The following is a 20,081-nucleotide window of genomic DNA, read 5'->3' on the forward strand; positions in this document are numbered from 1 at the left end:
GAACCGGAGAGACGATGAGCACGGGCACCAGGAACGGCGCGCAGGCACCGGAGCCGCACGCGGCGGACACCCACGACCTGATCCGTGTGCACGGCGCGCGCGAGAACAACCTCAAGGACGTCAGCATCGAGATACCCAAGCGCCGGCTGACGGTGTTCACGGGCGTCTCCGGCTCGGGCAAGAGCTCCCTGGTGTTCGACACGGTCGCGGCGGAGTCGCAGCGGCTGATCAACGAGACCTACAGCGCGTTCGTCCAGGGCTTCATGCCGTCGGTGGCCCGGCCGGACGTGGACGTGCTGGACGGCCTGACCACCGCGATCATCGTCGACCAGCGGCGGTTGGGCGCGGATCCGCGCTCCACCGTGGGCACCGCGACCGACGCCAACGCGATGCTGCGGATCCTGTTCAGCCGGCTCGGCCGGCCGCACATCGGCTCGGCCAAGGCGTTCTCCTTCAACGTCGCCTCGATCAGCGGCGCGGGCGCGGTCACCGTGGAGCGCGGCGGCCGGACGGTCAAGGAGCGGCGCAGCTTCACCATCACCGGTGGCATGTGCCCGCGCTGCGAGGGCCGGGGTTCGATCTCCGACATCGACCTCGCCCAGCTCTACGACGACACCAAGTCGCTCGCCGAGGGCGCGATCACCGTGCCCGGCTACACCGGGGACGGCTGGATGACGCGGGTCTTCAGCGGCTCCGGCTTCCTCGACCCGGACAAGCCGATCCGCGACTACAGCGAGCGGGAGCTGCGGGACTTCCTGCACCGCGAGCCGACCAAGGTGAAGATCGGCGGCATCAACGTCAGCTACGAGGGGCTGATCCCGAAGGTCCAGAAGTCCATCCTGTCCAAGGACCGGGAGGCGATGCAGCCGCACATCCGGGCGTTCGTCGACCGCGCGGTGACCTTCGCCTCCTGTCCCGAGTGCGACGGCACCCGGCTGACCGAGGCCGCCCGTTCGTCCAAGATCGGCGGGGTCGGCATCGCCGACGCCTGCCGGATGCAGATCAGCGACCTCGCCGCGTGGGTGCGCGGCCTCGACGAGCCCTCGGTGGCGCCGCTGCTCGCCGCGCTGCGGCAGACGCTGGACTCCTTCGTCGGGATCGGCCTCGGCTACCTCTCGCTGGAGCGGCCGGCCGGCACCCTGTCGGGCGGCGAGGCGCAGCGGGTGAAGATGATCCGCCACCTCGGCTCCTCGCTCACCGACGTCACCTATGTCTTCGACGAGCCCAGCACCGGTCTGCACCCGCACGACATCCAGCGGATGAACGGCCTGCTGCGGCAGCTGCGGGACAAGGGCAACACGGTGCTGGTGGTGGAGCACAAGCCCGAGGTGATCGCGATCGCCGACCACGTGGTGGACCTCGGCCCGGGTGCGGGCTCGGCGGGCGGCACGATCTGTTACGAGGGCGCGCTGGAGGGCCTGCGCTCGGCGGGCACGGTCACCGGCCGGCACCTGGACGACCGGGCCTCGGTGAAGAAGGCGGTGCGCACACCCACCGGCAAGCTGGCGGTCCGCGGCGCCCGCGCGCACAACCTGCGGGACGTCGACGTGGACATCCCGCTCGGCGTGCTGGTCGCGGTCACCGGCGTGGCCGGCTCCGGCAAGAGCTCGCTGGTGCACGGCTCGATCCCGGCCGGGGAGGGCGTGGTGTCCGTCGACCAGAGCCAGATCCGCGGCTCGCGGCGCAGCAACCCGGCCACCTACACCGGTCTGCTGGAGCCGATCCGCAAGGCGTTCGCCAAGGCGAACGGCGTGAAGCCGGCCCTGTTCAGCGCCAACTCCGAGGGCGCCTGCCCGACCTGCAACGGCGCGGGCGTCGTCTACACGGACCTGGCGATGATGGCCGGCGTGGCCACCACCTGCGAGGACTGCGAGGGCCGGCGCTTCGACGCCTCGGTGCTGGAGTACCGCTTCGGCGGCCGGGACATCAGCGAGGTGCTGGCGATGCCGGTGACCGAGGCGGAGGCGTTCTTCGCCGCCGGCGAGGCCCGCACGCCCGCCGCCCACCGCATCCTGACCCGCCTGGTCGACGTCGGCCTCGGTTACGTCAGCCTCGGCCAGCCGCTGACCACCCTCTCCGGCGGCGAGCGGCAGCGCCTCAAGCTGGCCACCCACATGGGCGACAAGGGCGGGATCTACGTCCTGGACGAGCCGACCACCGGCCTGCACCTGGCCGATGTCGAGCAGCTCCTCGCTCTGCTGGACCGCCTGGTCGACTCGGGCAAGTCCGTCATCGTGGTCGAGCACCACCAGGCCGTCATGGCGCACGCCGACTGGATCATCGACCTGGGCCCCGGCGCCGGCCACGACGGCGGCCGCGTCGTCTTCGAGGGCACGCCGGCCGAGTTGGTCGCCGCCCGCTCGACCCTCACCGGCCGGCATCTGGCGGAGTACGTCGGCGCCTGAGTGCCTCCGTTCCCCGGGCCGGCCGGTTCTGCCCGCCGGCCCGGGGCTTCTGCGTCTACCGCCCGGCGATGGTGTCGGCGAGGCGGGCGAGGGGGGAGGTGGTGGCGCGGCGGCGGGCGGCCTCCTGGCGGTCCGCGGTGTGGTAGGCGGCGTAGAGGGCGTGCACGCCGAGCCAGCGCAGGGGTTCGGGCTCCCAGCGGCGGACGGTGTGGCCGACCCAGGGCAGCCGGGTGAGTTCGGTGTCGTGGCCGAGGACGAGGTCGCGCAGGGTGCGGCCGGCGAGGTTGGTGGTGGTCACGCCGCTGCCGACGTAGCCGCCGGCCCAGCCGAGGCCGGTGCGGTGGTCCAGGTCGACGGTGGCGCACCAGTCGCGGGGCACGCCGAGCACCCCGGCCCAGGCGTGCTCGATCCGGGCGGTACGGGCGGCTGGGAAGAACTCGTGCAGGATCTCGCGGAGTTGGCGGATGGTGGCGGGCTGGGTGGCGCCGTCGGTGTCGGTCCGGGAGCCGAAGCGGTAGGGGACGCCGCGTCCGCCGAGGGCGATCCGGTCGTCGGCGGTGCGCTGGGCGTACATGTAGGCGTGGGCGAAGTCGCCGAGCACCTCGCGTCCCTCCCAGCCGGCCTCGGCCCAGAAGGACGGCGGCAGCGGCTCGGTGGCGATCATCGCCGAGTTCATCGGCAGCCAGGTGCGGCGCTCCCCGGCGAGGCCCGAGGTGAACCCCTCGGTGGCGCGCAGCACGTAGCGGGCGGTGACGGTGCCGTACGGGGTGACCGCCCGGGGCTTGCGGCCGCCGCGGATCCCGGTCACCGGGGTGCTCTCGTACAGCTCGACGCCCAGCCGCTCGACCGTCGCCGCGAGGCCGGCGGCGAGCTTGGCGGGCTGGACGCGGGCGCCGTACGGGCTCCAGACCCCACCGAGGGTGCCGGCGACGCGCAGCCGTTCGGCGGTCTCGCCGGCGCTCAACTCGTGGACGCGGTCGGGTCCGTAGCTGCGTTCGGTCTCGGCGAACTCGCGCAGCCGGGCCAGTTGGGCGGGGGTGCGGGCGACCTCCAGGACGCCGCCGCGCACCAGGTCGGCGTCGATGCCCTCGGCGTCCAGGGTGTCGGCGACCTCGCCGACCGCCGCGTCCATCACCCGCTGCATCGCGGCGGCGCCGGCCCGGCCGTGACGGCGGGCGAAGGCGCCGCGACCGGCGAAGCCGTTGTAGAGCCAGCCGCCGTTGCGTCCGGAGGCGCCGTAGCCGCAGAAGCGCTGTTCCAGCACGGCGATCCGCAGTCCGGGGTCGGCCTTCTTGAGGTGGTACGCCGTCCAGAGGCCGGTGTAGCCGCCGCCGACCACGCAGACGTCGACCTCCCGGTCGCCGGGCAGCGCCGGCCTCGGTTCGGGCAGCCCGAGCCGGCCCCACCAGAAGGACACCCCGCCGTTCACACCCCTGCCACCGGATCCCACGGACCCCGACCTCCACTCGCGTTGATCGTTTCCCGGGACGGTACGCCCGCGTGCCGTTCGGGAACCACCGACAGCCTGGAAGAATCCGCGCCCCGGCCCAGGCAGCCTGTCAGGCCGGCGGCCGTTCGAGGACCTCGCCGGCCGTCCACCCCTTCGCCGGTCCTGTGGCGCCGGGTGCGCGGGGCCGGTTCCGCCCGCCCCCGCCGACCGTCGCGGCGGGGACGGGCAGGGCGTCGCGGGGCGGGCGTCAGCCGAGGGTGGAGGCGGTGACGGGCTCGCCGATCGGGATGGTCCGGCCGGCCAGACCGGTCTTGACGAACTGCCAGGTCAGGCCGTTGATCACGCCCTGGCCGAGGGGCGCGAGCCTGGCGAAGGCGGGCTGACTGAGGTCGATGTGGGTGGAGTCGCAGGACGGACACTGGTCCTTGACGGGGACGGTGAGGGTCTTGCCCTGGTAGCTGACCTTGACCGAGATCCCCTGGCAGACCGGGTCGTTGTTGGGGTTGGCGGTGGTCCACCAGGTGTGCGAGACGGCGACGAGCAGTTGGGTGGCGGCATTGATCTGGGTGCCGCAGGCGCCGTAGCCGGCGTCGTTGTAGTAGGTGGCCTTGCCGGTCATGGGTTTGTTGATCGGTATCGCGGCACTCGCGGTTCCGGCGCTCAGGGCGACGATCGCGGCGGCGGCCAGCGGAACGCCGGCCAGGATCCGCAGCTTCGGGGCAACGCGCATGTGGGCCCTCCCAGTCGGGTCGATGGGAAGGACGGTAGGCGGGATCGGAACGCATGGTACAGACATATGACATGTTGTCATGAACACAATCCGAGAATCTTTACCCGCACGACCGAAGGGGGGACGATACGTGACCGCACCACTCCCCCGCGCGTTCAGCAGGGCACCCGCTCCCACGCCCTCGGAGGCCCCCGTGCGCACCCTCGCCCTGCTCGTCGTCCTCACCGCCGCGCTCACCGGAGCCCTTGCCGGACCGGTCGCCGCCGCCCCGGAGGTCCGGGAGGTCAACCAGGGTTACAGCATCCCGGTCGGCGCCGTCACCGACCTCGGCGCGCTGCCCGTGCTCGGCGGGCTCGGCCTGGACTTCGCCCGCCTGCTGGGAGCCTGACGAACCCCGGCCCCGGACCTCGAAGGGCCCGCCCGGACAGGCTCCTTCCGCTACAGCGGCGCCCTGCGGGCCGTCACCTACCTGCCCGGCGACCCCGCCCCCGACGACCCCGAGACCGTCGCCCGTGCGCTGCGGGAGGCCGCCGCCGCCTTCGAACAGCCGATCAATCAGCCGATCAGTCAGCCGATCGGCGCGCTATCCTCCGGAAGGCTCGTGGCGTCCGCCACCCGTCGTCCGTCCTGTCCGGGGGAACAGTGATCAGCGAACTCCTGCCCGAAGCCGTCGTCGTCGAGACCGCCTACTCCGACCCGCCCGAGGCCCGCCTCGAACCCGAGGAGCAGGCGGCCGTCGCGCGCGCCGTCGAGTCCCGCCGCCGCGAGTTCACCACCGTGCGCCACTGCGCCCGGCTCGCCCTCACCCGCCTCGGGGTCCCCTACCGCCCGCTCCTCCCCGGCCTGCGCGGCGCCCCCGGCTGGCCCGACGGCGTCGTCGGCTCCCTCACCCACTGCGCCGGCTTCCGCGCCGCCGCCGTCGCCCGCGCCGAGCACGTCCTCTCCCTCGGCATCGACGCCGAACCCGCCCTCCCCCTCCCCGAGGGCGTGCTCGACGCCATCGCCCTGCCCGCCGAACAGCAGCGCGACGCCGCCCTCACCACCGCCCACCCCGACACCCCCTGGGACCGCATCCTCTTCAGCGCCAAGGAATCCGTCTACAAGACCTGGTTCCCCCTCACCCAGCGCTTCCTCGACTTCTCCGAGGCCGACCTCACCCTCCACCCCACCGGCACCTTCACCGCCACCCTCCTCGTCCCCTCCCCCCTCCCCACCCTCACCGGCCGCTGGCGCGTCCACAACGGCCACCTCGCCACCGCCATCACCGTCCTGCGGTAGCGGGCCGTGTTCAGCCCGCGGCCGGTGAGGGTGGGGAGGCGCTCGGTCATGCGGTTCAGCCTGTCAGCGGCCCCGGGGGGACAGAAGTGCGCGCACTCACCGAGGGTAGTGAGCATTCCCATGGGAGGCCCGTGACAAATGTCATGACGGAGCATCACCACATGGGGGCGGAAGCGGGAGTCCGCAGGTCGGGGCAGAGGTGGGGCCGGAGACTCATGCTCCTGGGACAACGCTGGAGGGAGGGTGGTGGTACGTCGCCCGCAGGGCTGGAGTGCGGGCGGAGATGATCACGAGGTGTCACTATGAGTAGCCATTCTGTGAGCGAGGTTCCCGCGCTGGCGGTCACCGTGCACACGAAGGAGGACGGTGGCTCGGCCGGCGATCTGCTGGGGCACGGGCTGCTGACCAGTACGGCGACCGTGCTGGTGCCGGATCCGGTCGAGGCGCTGGCCAACCCGTGGCGGAGATTCGTCGCCCGGATATCGCGCTCGCCGGGGGACGGGGCCGTGGAGGTTCCGGTCGGCGGCGTCAGTGTGGCGGCGCTCGACGGGGACGGGATCACCACGGCGGCGGCGGTGCTGACGCTGGTCTGGGCCGAGCCGTTCGCGGTGGCGGCCGTGCAGGTCACCCGGGCGCAGTTGGCGGACGCCCTGCTGCGCAACCACGGTGACCAGTGGGCGACGTACGCCGAGCTGGGGTTCCGGGTGGTACCGCCGGAGAAGGACGGTCCTCCGGACACCTGGTGGCTCGGGGCTCCCGAGTCCACCGTCGGGGTCGCGGGGAGTGCCGGCGGCTACGCGGGAGGCACCTGTTGCAGCAGCCGGCTCTGCTGCAAGGCGCCGCAGACGGCAGCGGACTGATGGCGGCGGTGGCGTGATGGTGGCGGCGGCGGTGGCGCAGGGGCAGGCGCAGGCACAGGTGCAGGTACAGGGCCGGGCGCGGCGGCAGGGGGCGGCGCGGTGGCTGCGGTCGGTGTGGCTGCAGGACACCGCGCTGGCCGTGGCGGCGGTCATTCCGGAGCTGTTCTACTTCGGCACGTTGATCGCCCCGTGGGCGGACTGGCAGCAGCGGATGTGGATGCTGCTGCTCGCCCTCGCCGAGGTGCTGGCACTGGTGGTGCGGCGCCGCCGACCGCTGGCGGTGTTCGCCACCGTGTGGGTCATCGCGGTCACCTCCGACCTGCTGTCGTGGGCGAACACCATCGACTACACCCCGTGCTTCGGCCTGCTGATCGCCCTCTACACGGTGGCCGCGCAGTACCGGCGGCCGGTGGCGCTGGGTGTCCTGGTGGCGAGCCTGATCCCGATGGGGATGGCGATCGCCGAGACGATCGGCGATTACGAGGGCCCGCGGACCACCCCCGTCCTGGTCGCGAACATCGCGTTCTACGCCCCGGTGACGCTGGTGGTGTGGGGGTTCGCCCGGTGGAGCCTGGCGACCAGGACGGAGGCGGAGCGGCACCGGCAGGAGGTCGCCGAGGCACGGTTGCGGGTGACCCAGGAGCGGGTGCGGATCGCGCGGGAGCTGCACGACATCGTCGCGAACGCCGTCGCGGTGATCGTCATGCGGGCGGAGACGGCCCGGGCCACGGCGCTGGAGGACCCGGCCTGCTCCGAGGCGTTCGCGCACATCGAGGACCTCGGCCGGTCGACGATGGCCGAGCTGCGGCACATGCTGCGGCTGCTGCGCGGCTCGGACGCGGCCACCGAGGACGGCTACAGCCACGGGCTGGGCGATCTGGAGCAGCTGCTGGCGGACGTCCGCAAGGCCGGCGTCCGGATCGCGCTGGAGATCCGGGGCACGCCGCTGCGGGTCGACGACAGCGTCGGTCAGACGGCCTACCGCCTGGTCCAGGAGGCCGCCACCAACATCACCAAGCACGCCGGCCCGGGGACCCGCGCGGTCGTGCGGATCACCTGGGACCGGGCGCTGCTCATCGAGGTGGTGGACGACGGTGCGGGGCGCCCGCCGGACGGGGAGCGCGAGGAGGGCCGGGAGCTGTCGACCGGGCACGGGCTGCTGGGGCTGCGCGAGCGGGTGGCGCTGTACGGCGGGCTGCTGAGCGCGGCCCCGTACGGGCCCGGGTTCCGGGTGGCGGCGGCACTGCCGGTGTCCACGGCGGCCGGTCCGGCACCGGTACCGCGGTGACACGGCGGCCGGACCCGGGACCGGCGGGTCAGCAGCCGAGCCGGACCTGGGCGGCGCGGCGCAGCGTTCCGGCGGCCTCGGTCTGGGCGCAGCGGACGATGCCGTTCTCCACGGACCCGTAGGTGATGAACGTCCCCGTGGTACCGCTGCCCGGGACGGCGCTGACCCACTCGCCGGTGTCGGGGCCCGTCCGGACGCAGACGTACTTGACGTACTCGCCCAGGACCTTGCGGGTCCCCCGGTAGAGGCCGTAGCGGTCGGGCTGGTTGTAGCTCCACGTGGTGGTGAGGGTGGAGCCGCCGGTGGACGAGGTGGTCTTCTGGACCGGGAAGCCGACCCAGGCCTCGGCCTTGAGGAGGATCTCGCTCTCCGCGGCGGTGATGGTCGGGTTGCCGTCGACGGAGGTGGTCACCGAGGCCACCCGGGGCAGGGCGTCGGTGCGCGTCCCGGATCCCGCGCCGACGACGACCATCGTGAGGTAGTCGGTGACGACCGGGTCGACCTGGGTGTGGATCACATCCACCCAGGGGGCGTCCACGGCGGGGTTGCAGCTCGACCGCAGCGAGCGGGTGTCGGCGTGGGCGGTGGCGGCCCCGACGCCTCCGAGTTCCAGCAGGGCCAGGGCCGTCATGGCGGCGGCCGCGGTCGCGGCGGTGCGGCGGCGGCGCGGGCTGTGGGCGGGGGTCATCCGTACTCCTCCGTCGGTCGTGAACCGGGCCGGGCGCGGGCGCGCCCGGGCGGACGTGCGCGGGGGTTGCGCGGGGGTTGCGTCACGCATCCTCACCGAGACGGCGGGGGCGCCGGTATCCCAGATTTGTTGGGTGGTTCGTTCCTTCAAACGGAACGTCCGCCTACCGGAAGGCGTCGGAGAGGCGGGTGAAGGTGCGTCCGGCGGCCAGGAGGGCGGGGAGGGCGGCGGCGACGCCGCGGGCGGTGCCGGAGGCGGGCCGGTTCATGTGGGCGATGACGATGCCGCCCGGCTCGGCGTCGGCCAGCTCCTGCTGGACCTGGGCGGCGGGGAGGGTGGCGCCGCCGTCGGCGTTGGTGCTGAATCCGGCGATCCGCTGGCCGAGGTCGGCGGCGATGCGGGTGGCGACGTCGTCGTAGTGGGCGGTGCCCGAGCGGAAGAAGCGGGGCGGGCGGCCGAGGAGGGCGGTGAGCTTGGCGAGGTTGCCGGCGACCTCGTCGTAGACCTCGCCGGGGTCGCGGGTACCGGCGATGCCGTACGCGGAACGGCCGGTGACGGAGAGGGGGCGGTGGGCGGTGCCGTGGTTGGCGATCTCGAAGAGGGGGTCGGCGGCGAGGTTCTCGAAGACCTCGGGGTTGGCGTCGATCCAGCGGGCGTTGAGGAAGAGGGTGGCGGGGACGGCGTGGGCGCGGAGGGTGTCGATCAGAGCGGCGTCGTAGCCCGAGCCGCCCGAGCCGCCGCAGGCGTCGAAGGTGAGGGCGACGGCGCGGGCGGCGCCGGGGAGGGTGGTGAGCACACCGGGGACGTCCAGGCCCCAGGTGGTGGGCGCGGCGTCGGCGTAGCGGGCGGTGACGGCCGCCCGGGTGGGCAGGGTGGTGGCGGGCGCGGAGGCCGGCGGGGAAGCCGCTGCGGAGGACGCCTCGGCGGAGGGAGAAGGGGTCGGGGAAGGGGCCGCGGACGGCGGCTCCGACGCGGAGGGCGCGGGCGAGGACGGGAGCAAGGGCGGGGCCGAGGACGGCGGCGACGCTGTCGGCGGCCGGGTGGTCGGCGACCGGGTCGGCGGCGCGCCCGGAGTGGGCGCGCAACCGGCCAGCGCGGTGCCGGCCGCGGCCGCCAGGAGGGTCCGCCGACTGAGTGCCATGAAAGCTCCGAACCTGTCCGTCCGTCAGAGATCACCGATCCACGCCCCTCCATTCAGGGCCTCCGCGCCCGCCCGTGCAAGCCGACGCGGCCTTCACGGGGCTGCCGCACGACCGTGGGGCCCGGCTCACCCGGGGTTCACCGGGGAGGGTACGAGACTCCGCTGACATCCCGGCGAGAGCGGAGGCTTCCGATGGCTGAGGACATGCACGAGGACGGCAAGGCGCGGCCGGCCCGACGCGGACTACTGGCGGCGGGCGCGCTCGGGGCGGTGGCGGCGGCCACCGCGACCGCGGGCGTCGCCCGGGCGGCCGACGGCGAGACCGCCAACGGCGCGGCGGGCGGCGGCGCGGCGGCCGGCAGCGCGGCGGGCACCGAGCGGACGATCACCCTGACCGGCAAGCTGCCGACCGGCGCGCCCGACTTCGTCCACCTCCCCTTCGACGTCCCCGGCGGCGTCCGCGAGATCGCCGTCTCCTACCGGTACGACAAGCCGACCGTCCCGCCCGGCACCCCGGGCAACTCCTGCGACATCGGTCTCTTCGACGAGCGCGGCACCGAGCTCGGCGGGCGCGGCTTCCGCGGCTGGTCCGGCGGCTTCCGCACCGAGTTCGCGGTGAGCCGGGAGCAGGCCACCCCCGGCTACCTGCCCGGCCCGGTCCGTCCGGGCCGCTGGCACGTCGTGCTGGGGCCGTACCAGGTGGCGCCGCAGGGCCTGGAGTACCGGGTGGACGTGACGCTGCGGTTCGGCGCGCCCGGGGGCGAATTCACCCCCGCCTACCCGCCGGAGCGCGCCCGGGGACGCGGGCGGGCCTGGTACCGGGGCGACTGCCACCTGCACACGGTGCACTCCGACGGGCGCCGCCAGCCCGCCGAGGTGGCCGCCGGCGCGCGCGAGGCGAAGCTGGACTTCATCGTGTCGACCGACCACAACACCACCTCCTCGCACGGCGTGTGGGGCCCGCTGGCCGGACCGGACCTGCTGATCGTGCTCGGCGAGGAGGTGACCACCCGCAACGGCCACTGGCTGGCGCTGGGCCTGCAGCCGGGCCAGTTCGTCGACTGGCGCTACCGCTCGCGCGACGAGGCCTTCCCCCGGTTCGCCCGCCAGGTGCGGCGGCAGGGCGGCCTGGTGGTGCCGGCCCACCCGTACTGCCCGTACGTCGCCTGCCAGTGGAAGTTCGGGTACGAGGACGCGGACGCCGTCGAGGTGTGGAACGGCCCGTGGACGTACGACGACGAGTCGGCCGTGGACACCTGGGACGCCCAGCTGGCGGTGGCGCTGCGCGACGGGCGGTCCTGGCTGCCGGCGATCGGCAACAGCGACGCGCACAGTGTCCCGCAGGTGATCGGCTCGCCGCACACCGTGGTCCTCGCGGAGGACCTGAACCGGGACGCCGTGCTGGCGGGCCTGCGCGCCGGCCGCAGCTGGCTCGCCGAATCGGCGGCGGTCCAGCTGGACTTCACCGCGACCGGCAACGGCCGGCAGGCCGGGATCGGCGAGGAGCTGGCCGTTCCGGCGGACGCGCCGGTGGATGTGCGGCTCGCCGTCTCCGGGGTGCCGAACGGCACGGTGCGGTTCCTGACCGACGAGGGCCAGCTGCACCAGGAGTCGCTGCCGGCCGACGGCGCGGGCACGGTGGTGTGGCGGACCACGGCCTCGCTCGCCGCGTTCGTCCGGGCCGAGGTGCGGCACCCGAAGGCGGACGGGACCCCGGGCCGGGGCAACTCCATGGGCCCGGACCTGCCGTGGGGGCCGATGGCGGCGCTGACCAATCCGATCGTGCTGCGGACCCGGAGGTAGCGGGGAGGCGGCCGGGAAGCGGGGGGACGGCGAGGGGACGGCGGGAGGTCCGGGGAGGGGAGGACTCCGGGGTGTGCGGTGGACTAGGTTGATCTCCGACAGCAGTCAGTCGATATGACGAGACGGTCGGCTGTCCGTCGTATGGCCGGATTTGCCCGCGCGCTCCGGCCGTCCCGCCCCGGCCCCCCGTCCGTCCCCGGCCCGTGAAGGGATCAGCAGCTGTGAACCGTACGACCGTAGGTGGGCCGGAGCTCGGGGGCGGACGGGGGGCGGGCAGTGTGGTCGTCCTCTCCGACCCGGCCGCCGGTGCCGGGAGCGGCGCGGTCGCCCCGCTGGTCGCGGACGCGCTCTTCCCGAGCGTCCACCTGCGCGCGGAGGACTTCCGGCGGGCGGTCCGGCAGGGCTACGTGGAGGCGGACCGCCCGGAGGCGCGGCGGCAGAACGTGACCGCGCTGGCGGCCACCGCGCAGGCCGCGTTCGCGTTCGCCTCGGGCGGCTACCAGGTGGTGGTGGAGGGCTCGGTCGCGCCGACGGCGCTGGACGCCTTCCGCCGGGAGAGCCGGGCGACGGGGGCGGCGCTGCACTACGTGGTGCTCAACGGGGGCGCGGTCGCCGGGGGCGCGGTCGCGGAGGCGGACGGCGCGGGCGGCGACGACGCCGAGGCCACGGCCGACACGGTGCTGGCCGGACTGCGGCGGGGGGCCTACCTGCTGGGGTGGTGACCCGGCGTCGAACGCGGAACGCGAAAGGCGGCCCGCCGGTCCGGGGGTGACCGGCGGGCCGCCGCTGCGGCCGGTCGCCCCGGTGTCCGCCGCTCCCACAAGGGCGGAGACCCGGGCGGCCGTTGGCCCGGCGCTCGCCCGGGGGACGAGCGCCGGTGGCGGTGCCGCCACCCTGGACTACGGGTGGCGGGGCGGGAACGGTTCACGCCGTTCCGCTTCCGCGCTCTCGGGGCGCCCTCGCGGGCGGGCCGTCACCCGGCGCCGGCCATGCCGTGGGCCTCCAGGATCGGCCGCAGGGCGCGGACGGCGTAGAAGTTGCGGGACTTGACCGTGCCGACCGGCACCCGCAGCACCCGGGCCGCCTCCACCATCGACCGGCCGTTCATGTGCAACTCGACCAGGACGTCCCGGTGGTGGGGCTGGAGCTCGGCCATCGCCGCCGCCACGTCCTGGGCGACCAGCACCTCGTCGTACGGGTCGTGGGTACCGGCGTGGTCCTCCGGGGCCTCGTCGGCGACCTCCTGGGCGCGGGCGGTCTGCATCCGGTAGTGGTCGATGGCGATCCGACGCGCCACCGTGAACAGCCACGGGCGGCTGTGCTCGGGACCCCGGTGCATGGCCGCCGGGTTCTGCCAGGCGCGCAGCAGGGTCTCCTGGACGATGTCCTCGGCCTTGCCGCGGTCGCCGCTGGTCACCCGGAGCATCGCGCGCAGCAGGTAGCCGCCGTGCAGCCGGTACAGCTCGGCGAGGGTGTCCTGGTCCAGGGTGGGCCGGGCGGACCGGTCGGGCCGGGTGGCCGCCGGGGCGACGGGCCCCCGGGCGTCCTCGGTGGTCGTCCCGGCGTGGGCGGTAGCGTCGATGGCCACGGCTGTTGAGCCCCTTACGACATTCGTCATTCGTCGGCACCCCGGTCGTGCTGCGGGACCTGGGGCGATCGCTGTCTCGGCGCGGGGGCGGGCCACGGCGGGCGAGCCGCTCTCCCGGGCGCTGCCACGCTTGCAGCCGCCGCCAACGGCGGGCCAACGCGGGGCCGCCGACGACGTTGGCGTGACGTTGGGGGCGCGTTCGGGGGCGCCGACGGGCGCTCGCGGGCGTCGGCGAGCCGCCGCGGGGGGCCGTCACTCCGGGCGGCGGCCGTCCCGGTCCCGGCCGGCGCGGTTCCGCCCGGCGCGCACCGCGGCCGCGGCCAGTCCCACCAGCGCCGCACCGCCCAGGCTCACCCCGGCCAGCGCCGACGCCAGCCGCCGGGCCGAGGGGTCCGCCGGCGGCGGAACGACGACCGGCTCGGGGGACGGCGGTGTGCCGGCACCGGCCGGCCCGGCCCCGGACGGACCTCCGGCGGCCACCGCCGTCACCGGGTCCACCGTGCCCCAGCCGACGGTCTGATCGGGCAACTCCGTACCGGGCCGGTAGGCGGTGGTCCGCAGCCGCTCGGCCAACTGGTCCACGGTCAGCGACGGCGACCGGCCGAGCACCAGCGCCGCCGACCCGGCCACCAGCGCGGCGGCGTAGCTCGGTCCCGAGGCGATGAACGAGCCGCCGCCCGGTCCCGCGGCCACCAGCCCCTCGCCGGGGGCCACCAGGTCCACCCGCGAGGCCCGCCCGCCGGCGGCGCCGGACGACGGGGCCTCGGGGGCGGCGGACGCCGAACGGTCCGCCGGGGCACCGTCGGCTCCCAGCGCGGCCACCGCGAGCACGCCCGGATACCCGGCCGGATACACCGGGGCCGCCACCGACTGGCCGTCCGGGCCCGCCGGCGCGACCAGCAGCATGCCCTTGGCGGTGGCGTAGCCGACCGCCTCGGCCAGCGCCGGCGCCGCCTCCGCGATCGGCGCCGCGACCACCGCGATCCGCGCACCGCCGTCCGCCGCCGCGCGGATGCCGCGGGCGAGCAGGTCGGCATTGGTGCTCCCGGCGTCGTCGGTGACGGCCACGGACAGCACCTTCGCCCCGGGCGCGATGCCCGCCGGACCGCCGTCGGCCGTCCGGCGGCCGGCGATCAGGCTCGCCAGGAAGGTGCCGTGTCCGACGCAGTCCCGGCCCGCGTCGCCCTCGCCGTGCAGGCGCGGCCCGAGCGTCAGCCGCCCGGCCAGCGCCCCGGTCCCGGCCCCGGCCGAGGCCTCCACCCCGGACCCGATCACCGCCACCGTCACCCCCTCCCCCCGGCTCGACGGCCACACCGCCTCCGGCCGCAGATACGCCTGTGCCCACCCCGCCCGCTCCGCCACCCGCCCCGACGGCTTCCGGCACCCGTTCTGCCGCACATCGGACAGGGTCTGCCCCATCGCGGGAATCTCCGCCGCCCCGCCGGCCGGCGCCGGCGACCCCACCGCCCGCACCGGCCCCGAAGCCACCGAGGGACCCGCTGCGGCGGAAACGACCGACCCGTCGGCGGCGGCCGGCAGGGACCGCGCCGAGGAGACGAGCCCGGCCGCCACCGGCCGAACCCGTCCCGCCACAGCAGAAGAACGCGCCCCGTCAGCCACTGGCCCGGCGGCCGTGGACGGCGCGGGCGGGGCCGTCCCGTCGGCCGACCGCACGGACGACGCCGAGGGCTCCGGCACGACCGGCCCGGCGGACGCCGAGAACACGGGCGCGCCACCGGCAACCCGCACGGCCGCCGCCGAGGGCGCGGGCACGGCCATGCGCCCCACGGCCGGGGCAAGGGCGGTCAGGGCCGCGAGGCCGGCTGCCGCCGCGGCGGCGCCGGGGCGGGTGCGGGTGGTGGTCACGTGGGGCTGCCGGGGCGGTCCAGGGCGATGTCCTCGGGCAGCAGGAGGCTCAGCTCCGACAGGTCCGCGACGTCCAGGCGGCTGAGACGGCCGGCCTGGCGGGTGATCATGCCTTCCAGGGTCTGCCGGGCGAAGCGGCCGTTGCCGAAGGTGCGGTCGCGCGGGACGGCGGCGAACAGGTGCTCCAGGGTGGCCAGGGTCTCCGGGGCGCACGTGTACCCGGCGGACTCGGCGTGGTTGCGGACGATGGTGACCAGCTCGGCGTCGGCGTAGTGGCCGAAGTCGATCTGGCGGGAGAACCGGGAGGCGAGGCCGGGGTTGGAGGACAGGAAGTGCCGCATCTCGTCGTCGTAGCCGGCGACGATCACCACCACCTCGTCGCGGTGGTCCTCCATCAGCTTCATCAGGGTGTCCACGGCCTCCTGGCCGAAGTCGCCGCCGCCCCCGTGCCGGGGTGTCAGGGTGTACGCCTCGTCGATGAACAGCACGCCGCCGCGGGCCCGGTCGAACGCCTCCTTGGTGAGCTGGGCGGTGTGGCCGACGTAGCGGCCGACCAGGTCGGCGCGGGCGGTCTCGACGAGCTGGCCGCCGGGCAGCACGCCCAGTTCGGCGAGCAGCCGCCCGTAGAGCCGGGCGACCGTCGTCTTGCCGGTGCCGGGCGGGCCGGCGAAGACCAGGTGGTGGCTGATGGTGGCGGTCGGCAGCCCGGCCTCCTCGCGGCGGCGGACCTGGCGGATCAGGTTGACCAGGTCCTCGACCTGGGCCTTGGCGGCGGGCAGGCCGACCAGTGCCCGCAGCTCGGCGAGCGGTTCGGTGCCGTCGGCCTCCTTGACGGGCGGTTCGAGCTCCACGCCGACGTCCTCGGGGACGAGCAGCGCGAGGTCCTCGTCGCTGATCTCGGCCTGCTCGGCGAGCCGGGTGGCCTGCCGGTCGACCATCTCCTCGAAGACCTTGCGGGCCGACCGGCCGTTGCCGAAGTCCTCGCCGCGCGGCATCCGTTCGAAGAGCACGGTGAGCGCCGCGCCGGTGCCCTCGGCCAGTTCGTAGCCGTGCCCGCCGGCGGCGCGTTCGACGATGGTGACCAGCTCGTCGACCTCGTAGTTGGCGAACTCGACGGTCCGGCTGAACCGGGAGGCGAGGCCGGGGTTGGAGGCCAGGAAGTCGCCGATCTCGGCGGAGTAGCCGGCCACGATCACCACGATGTCGTCGCGGTGGTCCTCCATCAGCTTGACCAGGGTGTCGATCGCCTCGCGGCCGAAGTCCGGGCCGGAACCGGAGCCGGACCCGGCCGAGAGGGTGTACGCCTCGTCGATGAACAGCACGCCGCCGAGCGCCTGCTGGAACACCTCGGTGGTCTTGATGGCCGTGCCGCCGATGATCGAGGAGACCAGGTCGGCCCGGGCCACCTCGGTCAGGTGCCCGCTGCGCAGCACGCCCAGCTCGGCGAGGATGGCGCCGTAGAGCCGGGCGACGGTGGTCTTGCCGGTGCCGGGCGGGCCGGCGAAGACCAGGTGGCGGCCCATCGGGAGGGCCGGCATGCCGGCCAGTTCGCGGCGGCGGGCCAGCTTGTTGAGGTTGACCAGGGTGGCCACCTGCTCCTTGACGCCGGCCAGGCCGACCAGCGACTCCAGCACCTCCAGCGGGCCGGGCGGCGCCGCCGGAACGGGCGGGCGGGCGGCTTCCGCGCCGGGTCCGGCGCCGGGCCCGGCGTCCCCGGCGGGGGCGGGCGGACCGTCGGTGCGCCCGGTGCCGTTGCCGGTGGCGGCGGTGGCGGTGCCGTGCGCGTCGGGCAGACCGTTCTCCTCGCTGGTCAGCTGCTCGACGGCGAGCCGTTCGTTGGGCGCCGTCTGCCGCAGGCCGGAGCCGCGGTTGCGGGCCAGGGTGCAGCCGGTGAGCCGGACCGCGTCGGTGGAGTCGAGGCGCACGCCGTCGCCGATGTTCTCGACCGCGTCGACCTGGGCCAGGACGGCCCGGCCGCCGGCGCCGATCCGCACGCCGTGCCGGCGGTTGCCGTGGGTCCGGACCCGGGTGCAGGTCAGCTCGCCGCCGTCGTCGACCGCGAGGCCGTCCTCCCCGGAGCCGATGACCTCGCAGTCGCGCAGCGCGGCCCGCCCCACCTTGCCGACCAGCACCCCGGTGCCCTTGGCGCCGCGCACCACGGCCGCGCCGAGGAAGGTGTCCGCGCCGTCGGCGATCCGCACCCCGGCGCGTCCGGCGTCCACCACCTCGACGCCCTCCAGCCGGCCCCGGCCGTCGCGCAGCGCCTCGACGCCGTCGGCGCCCGCGCCGGTGACGGTCAGGTGCCGCACCCTCGGGTTGGCGCCGCCGCCGATCGACAGGCCGGGGCCGGTGACGTCCCGGACCTCCAGCCGGTCGATGTCGGCGGCGCTCTCCTCCGCGAGTTCGACGCCGGCCGCACCGCAGTCCCGGACGACGGTGCGGGTGAACACCGGTCCGGCGGACTCCCCGACCCAGATGCCGGTGCCCTCGGCGCCGGACACCTCGCACTGCTCGAACTTCCCGCGCGAGCGGCCGGTGATGTGGATGCCGTGGCCGGCCGTGCGGGCGGTGGTGCAGCGCAGCAGCTCGGGGTCGGTGCCGCCGGCCAGCGCGATGCCGTGCCCGGTGGTGGCGCTGACCGTGCAGTCCTCCAGCACGACCCGCGCGGCGGAGCTGATGTAGACGCCGATGGTGGTGTCGCGGACGGCGGTGCGCAGCAGCCGGGTGGTGGACCGTTCCTCCAGCGCGACGGCGGGCTTGTCGGTGACCGAGATCTCGCAGTCCTCGAAGGTGCCGCGGGCCTCGCCGTTGGCGCACACGCCGTTGCCCCGGGCGTCGCGCAGCACGCAGTTGCGCAGCAGCGGGTTGGCCCGCTCCCCGACCACCACGGCCGAGCTGCCGAGGTGCTCGATCACGCAGTCCTCGATCACGCTGGTGCCGGTGGAGGTCTCGACGATGCCGGCGCCGGCCGGGTTGGTGACCCGGCAGTCGCGCATGGCGAGCGAGCCCTGCTGGCGGGTGAGGACGGCCGTCCAGGAGCTGCCGACCACCTCGCAGTCGGAGAGCGCGGCCTGCCCGCGCGGCACGTCGACGGCGGGCAGTTCCTCGTCCTGGCCCTGCACGACCAGGCCGGTGAGCTGGACGGCCTCGGCCACCACCTGGACGACGCAGCCGCGCCGGGCGGTGATCCGGACGCTGCCGCGCGGCTCCTCGGCGGTGATGGTGACCATCTTGGTGATGACCAGGTTCTCCTCGTAGCGGCCGGGGCGGACGGAGATCACCGCCCCGCTGCGGGCCGCCGCGAGTGCGTCGCCGATCGTGCGGTACGGGCCGCCCCGCTGCTCCGGGCACACCGTCAGCACATGGCGCGACATGGCCTTCCTCTCCTGGGGGTCTTCATCGGTCGTCGGGGGACGGGCACGGACGGGGCGGGGCAGGGGTGGAGCGGAGGCGGAGGCGCGTCAGGAGGCGGTGCAGTCGGCGCGGACGGCGGAGGCCGCGAGGTGCGCCTTGTCCGTGGCGGTGCCCGCCCAGTCGAGGCCGCGCGAGTGCAGCATCACGGAGATCTTGCCGCCGGTGACCGCGAAGGTCTTGTCGGCGGTCACCCAACTCCCCCGGCTGGCAGTCTGGTTGACCGAGAAATCGCCGATGGTGCCGCTGTTCGGCGTGGAGCTGTTCTGGACGGTGTAGTAGGCGGGAGCGCCGCCGACCGCCTTGAGGTCGGAGTTGTTCGGGACGTAGACGGAGATCCTGCAGGTACCCGTCGCGACCGGGGCGGTGGAGAACGTCCAGACCACCGCGTTGCTGCCGTCGTCCTTGGTCGCCGAGCCGGACATCGGCATCGACACGTACTTGCCGTTGCAGCCCGAACCGCTGTACCCACCGGCGGAGTTGGTGACCCAGCCGGTGGTGCCCTGCTCCCACCAGCCGTGCTGGGCGTAGGCGACGGAGGAGGTGCCGCAGTTGGAGCCGCCGATGGCGCTGTAGGTCGCCTTCGCGGCGGCGGGCGGCGGGGCCGGCTGCTGCGGGGCCGAGGGCTGGGGGGCGGGCTGCTGGGGCGCCGGCTGCTGCGGGGCGGGTTGCTGGGGCGCCGGCTGCTGCGGCGCGGGCTGCTGCGGCTGCTGGGGGGCCGGCTGCTGCGGCGCGGGCTGGTTCGGAGCGGGCTGCTGCGGCGCGGGCTGCTGACCGGCGGCGGGCTGCTGCACCGGCTTGCCGCCCCCGTTCGGCTGCTGCGTCGTCCCGTTCGCGGGCGACTTGCCCGCCGGGGCCGTCCCGCCGCCCGGCTGGGCGCCCGGGTTCACCGGGACTCCGGCCGTGCCGCCGCCCGGGGCGAGGCCGGGGACGGTGCCCGTCGTGTTCGCCGGCGGGGTGGCGGCGGTGGCCGGGTTCTCCCCCGTCGCGGCCGGGTCGGTGGGCGCCGGGGTCGGGGCTCCGGTCACCGGCGGGTCGGTGGGCGCGGGCGGCACCGGGAGTTCGCCGATCTCCGGACCGTCGACGAGCTGGTGGTCCGCCTGGTTCACCCCGCGGCCGTCGCCCTTCTTGTCCTCGGTGCGGTCGGGGCCGTCGGTGAGCAGGAACGGCAGGCCCATCAGCACCACGCCGGCCGTGGCCGCCGCGACCAGTGCGGGCCGCTTGAACCGCCGGCGGCCGGACGGCTCGACGGGCTCGACGGCCTCGGGGTAGTCGGCCTCCCCGGACAGCGGTTCCAGGCCCCCGGGTTCGGCACCCGGCCCGTAGCCGGGGTCGGGCGCGGCGGCGGAGCCCGGGTCCGCCGGGGTCACCGGTCCGTACTCCGGCACGGCGACCTGCTCGGTCGGGGCCTCCGCCGTCCCGGTCCCGGTTCCGGAGGCGGCGGCGACGGAGGCCTGCGGGCCACCGGACTCGGCCGGCCCCTCCTCCATCTCCCAGTCCATCGACGGCAGCTGGATACCCGCCGCCCCACCCCGAGTCCTGTTCCCGCCCGTACTCGTGCTCACCACAGCTC

General features: G+C 75.2%; 15 protein-coding genes. 7 read left to right on the forward strand and 8 right to left on the reverse strand.

The features are described 5' to 3' along the window. Positions 1–14: 14 nt before the first annotated feature. Positions 15–2,405 (forward strand): excinuclease ABC subunit UvrA, encoded by a 2,391-nt coding sequence (locus ABZW10_RS16525; RefSeq protein WP_355365316.1) that lies wholly within the window; start codon positions 15–17, stop codon positions 2,403–2,405. Positions 2,406–2,460: 55 nt separating this feature from the next. Here ABZW10_RS16525 and ABZW10_RS16530 read toward each other — a convergent pair whose 3' ends face one another. Together ABZW10_RS16530 and ABZW10_RS16535 are read right to left on the reverse strand one after the other, a co-directional pair. Continuing rightward, positions 2,461–3,834, reverse strand: a complete 1,374-nt coding sequence (locus ABZW10_RS16530) for an FAD-binding oxidoreductase (protein WP_355365319.1) — start codon at positions 3,832–3,834, stop codon at positions 2,461–2,463. A gap of 268 nt (positions 3,835–4,102) precedes the next feature. Further along, positions 4,103–4,585 carry a cysteine/serine endopeptidase inhibitor gene (locus ABZW10_RS16535; protein ID WP_355365322.1) on the reverse strand — a complete coding sequence of 161 codons (483 nt, stop codon included), beginning with the start codon at positions 4,583–4,585 and terminating at the stop codon, positions 4,103–4,105. 130 nt (positions 4,586–4,715) lie between these two features. Between ABZW10_RS16535 and ABZW10_RS16540 the strand changes: the two genes are divergently transcribed. From ABZW10_RS16540 to ABZW10_RS16555, 4 genes are all read left to right on the forward strand, one after another. Next, positions 4,716–4,973, forward strand: coding sequence for a hypothetical protein (locus ABZW10_RS16540; RefSeq protein ID WP_355365325.1), 258 nt, complete (start codon positions 4,716–4,718; stop codon positions 4,971–4,973). A gap of 254 nt (positions 4,974–5,227) precedes the next feature. Then, a complete protein-coding gene (locus tag ABZW10_RS16545; RefSeq protein ID WP_355365328.1) occupies positions 5,228–5,863 on the forward strand; it encodes a 4'-phosphopantetheinyl transferase superfamily protein in 636 nt (211 codons plus the stop codon). A 302-nt stretch (positions 5,864–6,165) separates the two neighbouring features. Further along, on the forward strand, positions 6,166–6,723 hold the full coding sequence (locus ABZW10_RS16550; protein ID WP_355365330.1) for a hypothetical protein: 558 nt from the start codon (positions 6,166–6,168) through the stop codon (positions 6,721–6,723). Between the two features lie 31 nt (positions 6,724–6,754). Continuing rightward, positions 6,755–8,011, forward strand: coding sequence for a histidine kinase (locus ABZW10_RS16555; RefSeq protein ID WP_355365332.1), 1,257 nt, complete (start codon positions 6,755–6,757; stop codon positions 8,009–8,011). A 28-nt stretch (positions 8,012–8,039) separates the two neighbouring features. Here ABZW10_RS16555 and ABZW10_RS16560 read toward each other — a convergent pair whose 3' ends face one another. Continuing rightward, a complete protein-coding gene (locus tag ABZW10_RS16560) occupies positions 8,040–8,699 on the reverse strand; it encodes a hypothetical protein (protein WP_355365334.1) in 660 nt (219 codons plus the stop codon). A 163-nt stretch (positions 8,700–8,862) separates the two neighbouring features. Further along, the gene (locus tag ABZW10_RS16565) at positions 8,863–9,840 is read right to left on the reverse strand and encodes a polysaccharide deacetylase family protein (protein ID WP_355365336.1); all 978 of its coding nucleotides are present in this window, start codon (positions 9,838–9,840) and stop codon (positions 8,863–8,865) included. A 192-nt stretch (positions 9,841–10,032) separates the two neighbouring features. Here ABZW10_RS16565 and ABZW10_RS16570 point away from each other — a divergent pair, with 192 nt between their 5' ends. Further along, positions 10,033–11,643 (forward strand): CehA/McbA family metallohydrolase, encoded by a 1,611-nt coding sequence (locus ABZW10_RS16570; RefSeq protein WP_355365339.1) that lies wholly within the window; start codon positions 10,033–10,035, stop codon positions 11,641–11,643. A gap of 278 nt (positions 11,644–11,921) precedes the next feature. Next, a complete protein-coding gene (locus ABZW10_RS16575) occupies positions 11,922–12,365 on the forward strand; it encodes a hypothetical protein (protein WP_355365342.1) in 444 nt (147 codons plus the stop codon). A 251-nt stretch (positions 12,366–12,616) separates the two neighbouring features. On the opposite strand, the gene ABZW10_RS16580 is transcribed toward ABZW10_RS16575, so the two are convergent. The 4 genes from ABZW10_RS16580 to ABZW10_RS16595 all read right to left on the reverse strand — a co-directional run bounded on the left by ABZW10_RS16580 (position 12,617) and on the right by ABZW10_RS16595 (position 20,073). Next, the gene (locus ABZW10_RS16580; protein ID WP_355365345.1) at positions 12,617–13,231 is read right to left on the reverse strand and encodes a sigma-70 family RNA polymerase sigma factor; all 615 of its coding nucleotides are present in this window, start codon (positions 13,229–13,231) and stop codon (positions 12,617–12,619) included. A 252-nt stretch (positions 13,232–13,483) separates the two neighbouring features. Beyond that, positions 13,484–15,010: a S8 family serine peptidase gene (locus tag ABZW10_RS16585; RefSeq protein ID WP_355365646.1), complete on the reverse strand. Its 1,527-nt coding sequence runs from the start codon at positions 15,008–15,010 to the stop codon at positions 13,484–13,486. Between the two features lie 83 nt (positions 15,011–15,093). Next, the gene (locus ABZW10_RS16590; RefSeq protein WP_355365348.1) at positions 15,094–18,471 is read right to left on the reverse strand and encodes a right-handed parallel beta-helix repeat-containing protein; all 3,378 of its coding nucleotides are present in this window, start codon (positions 18,469–18,471) and stop codon (positions 15,094–15,096) included. Between the two features lie 87 nt (positions 18,472–18,558). After that, a complete protein-coding gene (locus ABZW10_RS16595) occupies positions 18,559–20,073 on the reverse strand; it encodes a hypothetical protein (protein ID WP_355365351.1) in 1,515 nt (504 codons plus the stop codon). Between the last annotated feature and the right edge of the window lie 8 nt (positions 20,074–20,081).

This window comes from Kitasatospora sp. NPDC004723 (genome assembly GCF_040609255.1).
In the GTDB taxonomy this organism is placed as follows: Bacteria; Actinomycetota; Actinomycetes; order Streptomycetales; family Streptomycetaceae; genus Kitasatospora.

Bases quoted from the DNA above. Each gene is read 5' to 3' on its own strand.
- ABZW10_RS16535 (WP_355365322.1), bottom strand. From the start codon at position 4,585: ATGCGCGTTGCCCCGAAGCTGCGGATCCTGGCCGGCGTTCCGCTGGCC.
- ABZW10_RS16560 (WP_355365334.1), bottom strand. From the start codon at position 8,699: ATGACCCCCGCCCACAGCCCGCGCCGCCGCCGCACCGCCGCGACCGCG.
- ABZW10_RS16565 (WP_355365336.1), bottom strand. From the start codon at position 9,840: ATGGCACTCAGTCGGCGGACCCTCCTGGCGGCCGCGGCCGGCACCGCG.
- ABZW10_RS16590 (WP_355365348.1), bottom strand. From the start codon at position 18,471: ATGTCGCGCCATGTGCTGACGGTGTGCCCGGAGCAGCGGGGCGGCCCG.
- ABZW10_RS16550 (WP_355365330.1), top strand. From the start codon at position 6,166: ATGAGTAGCCATTCTGTGAGCGAGGTTCCCGCGCTGGCGGTCACCGTG.
- ABZW10_RS16570 (WP_355365339.1), top strand. From the start codon at position 10,033: ATGGCTGAGGACATGCACGAGGACGGCAAGGCGCGGCCGGCCCGACGC.
- ABZW10_RS16585 (WP_355365646.1), bottom strand. From the start codon at position 15,010: ATGGCCGTGCCCGCGCCCTCGGCGGCGGCCGTGCGGGTTGCCGGTGGC.
- ABZW10_RS16525 (WP_355365316.1), top strand. From the start codon at position 15: ATGAGCACGGGCACCAGGAACGGCGCGCAGGCACCGGAGCCGCACGCG.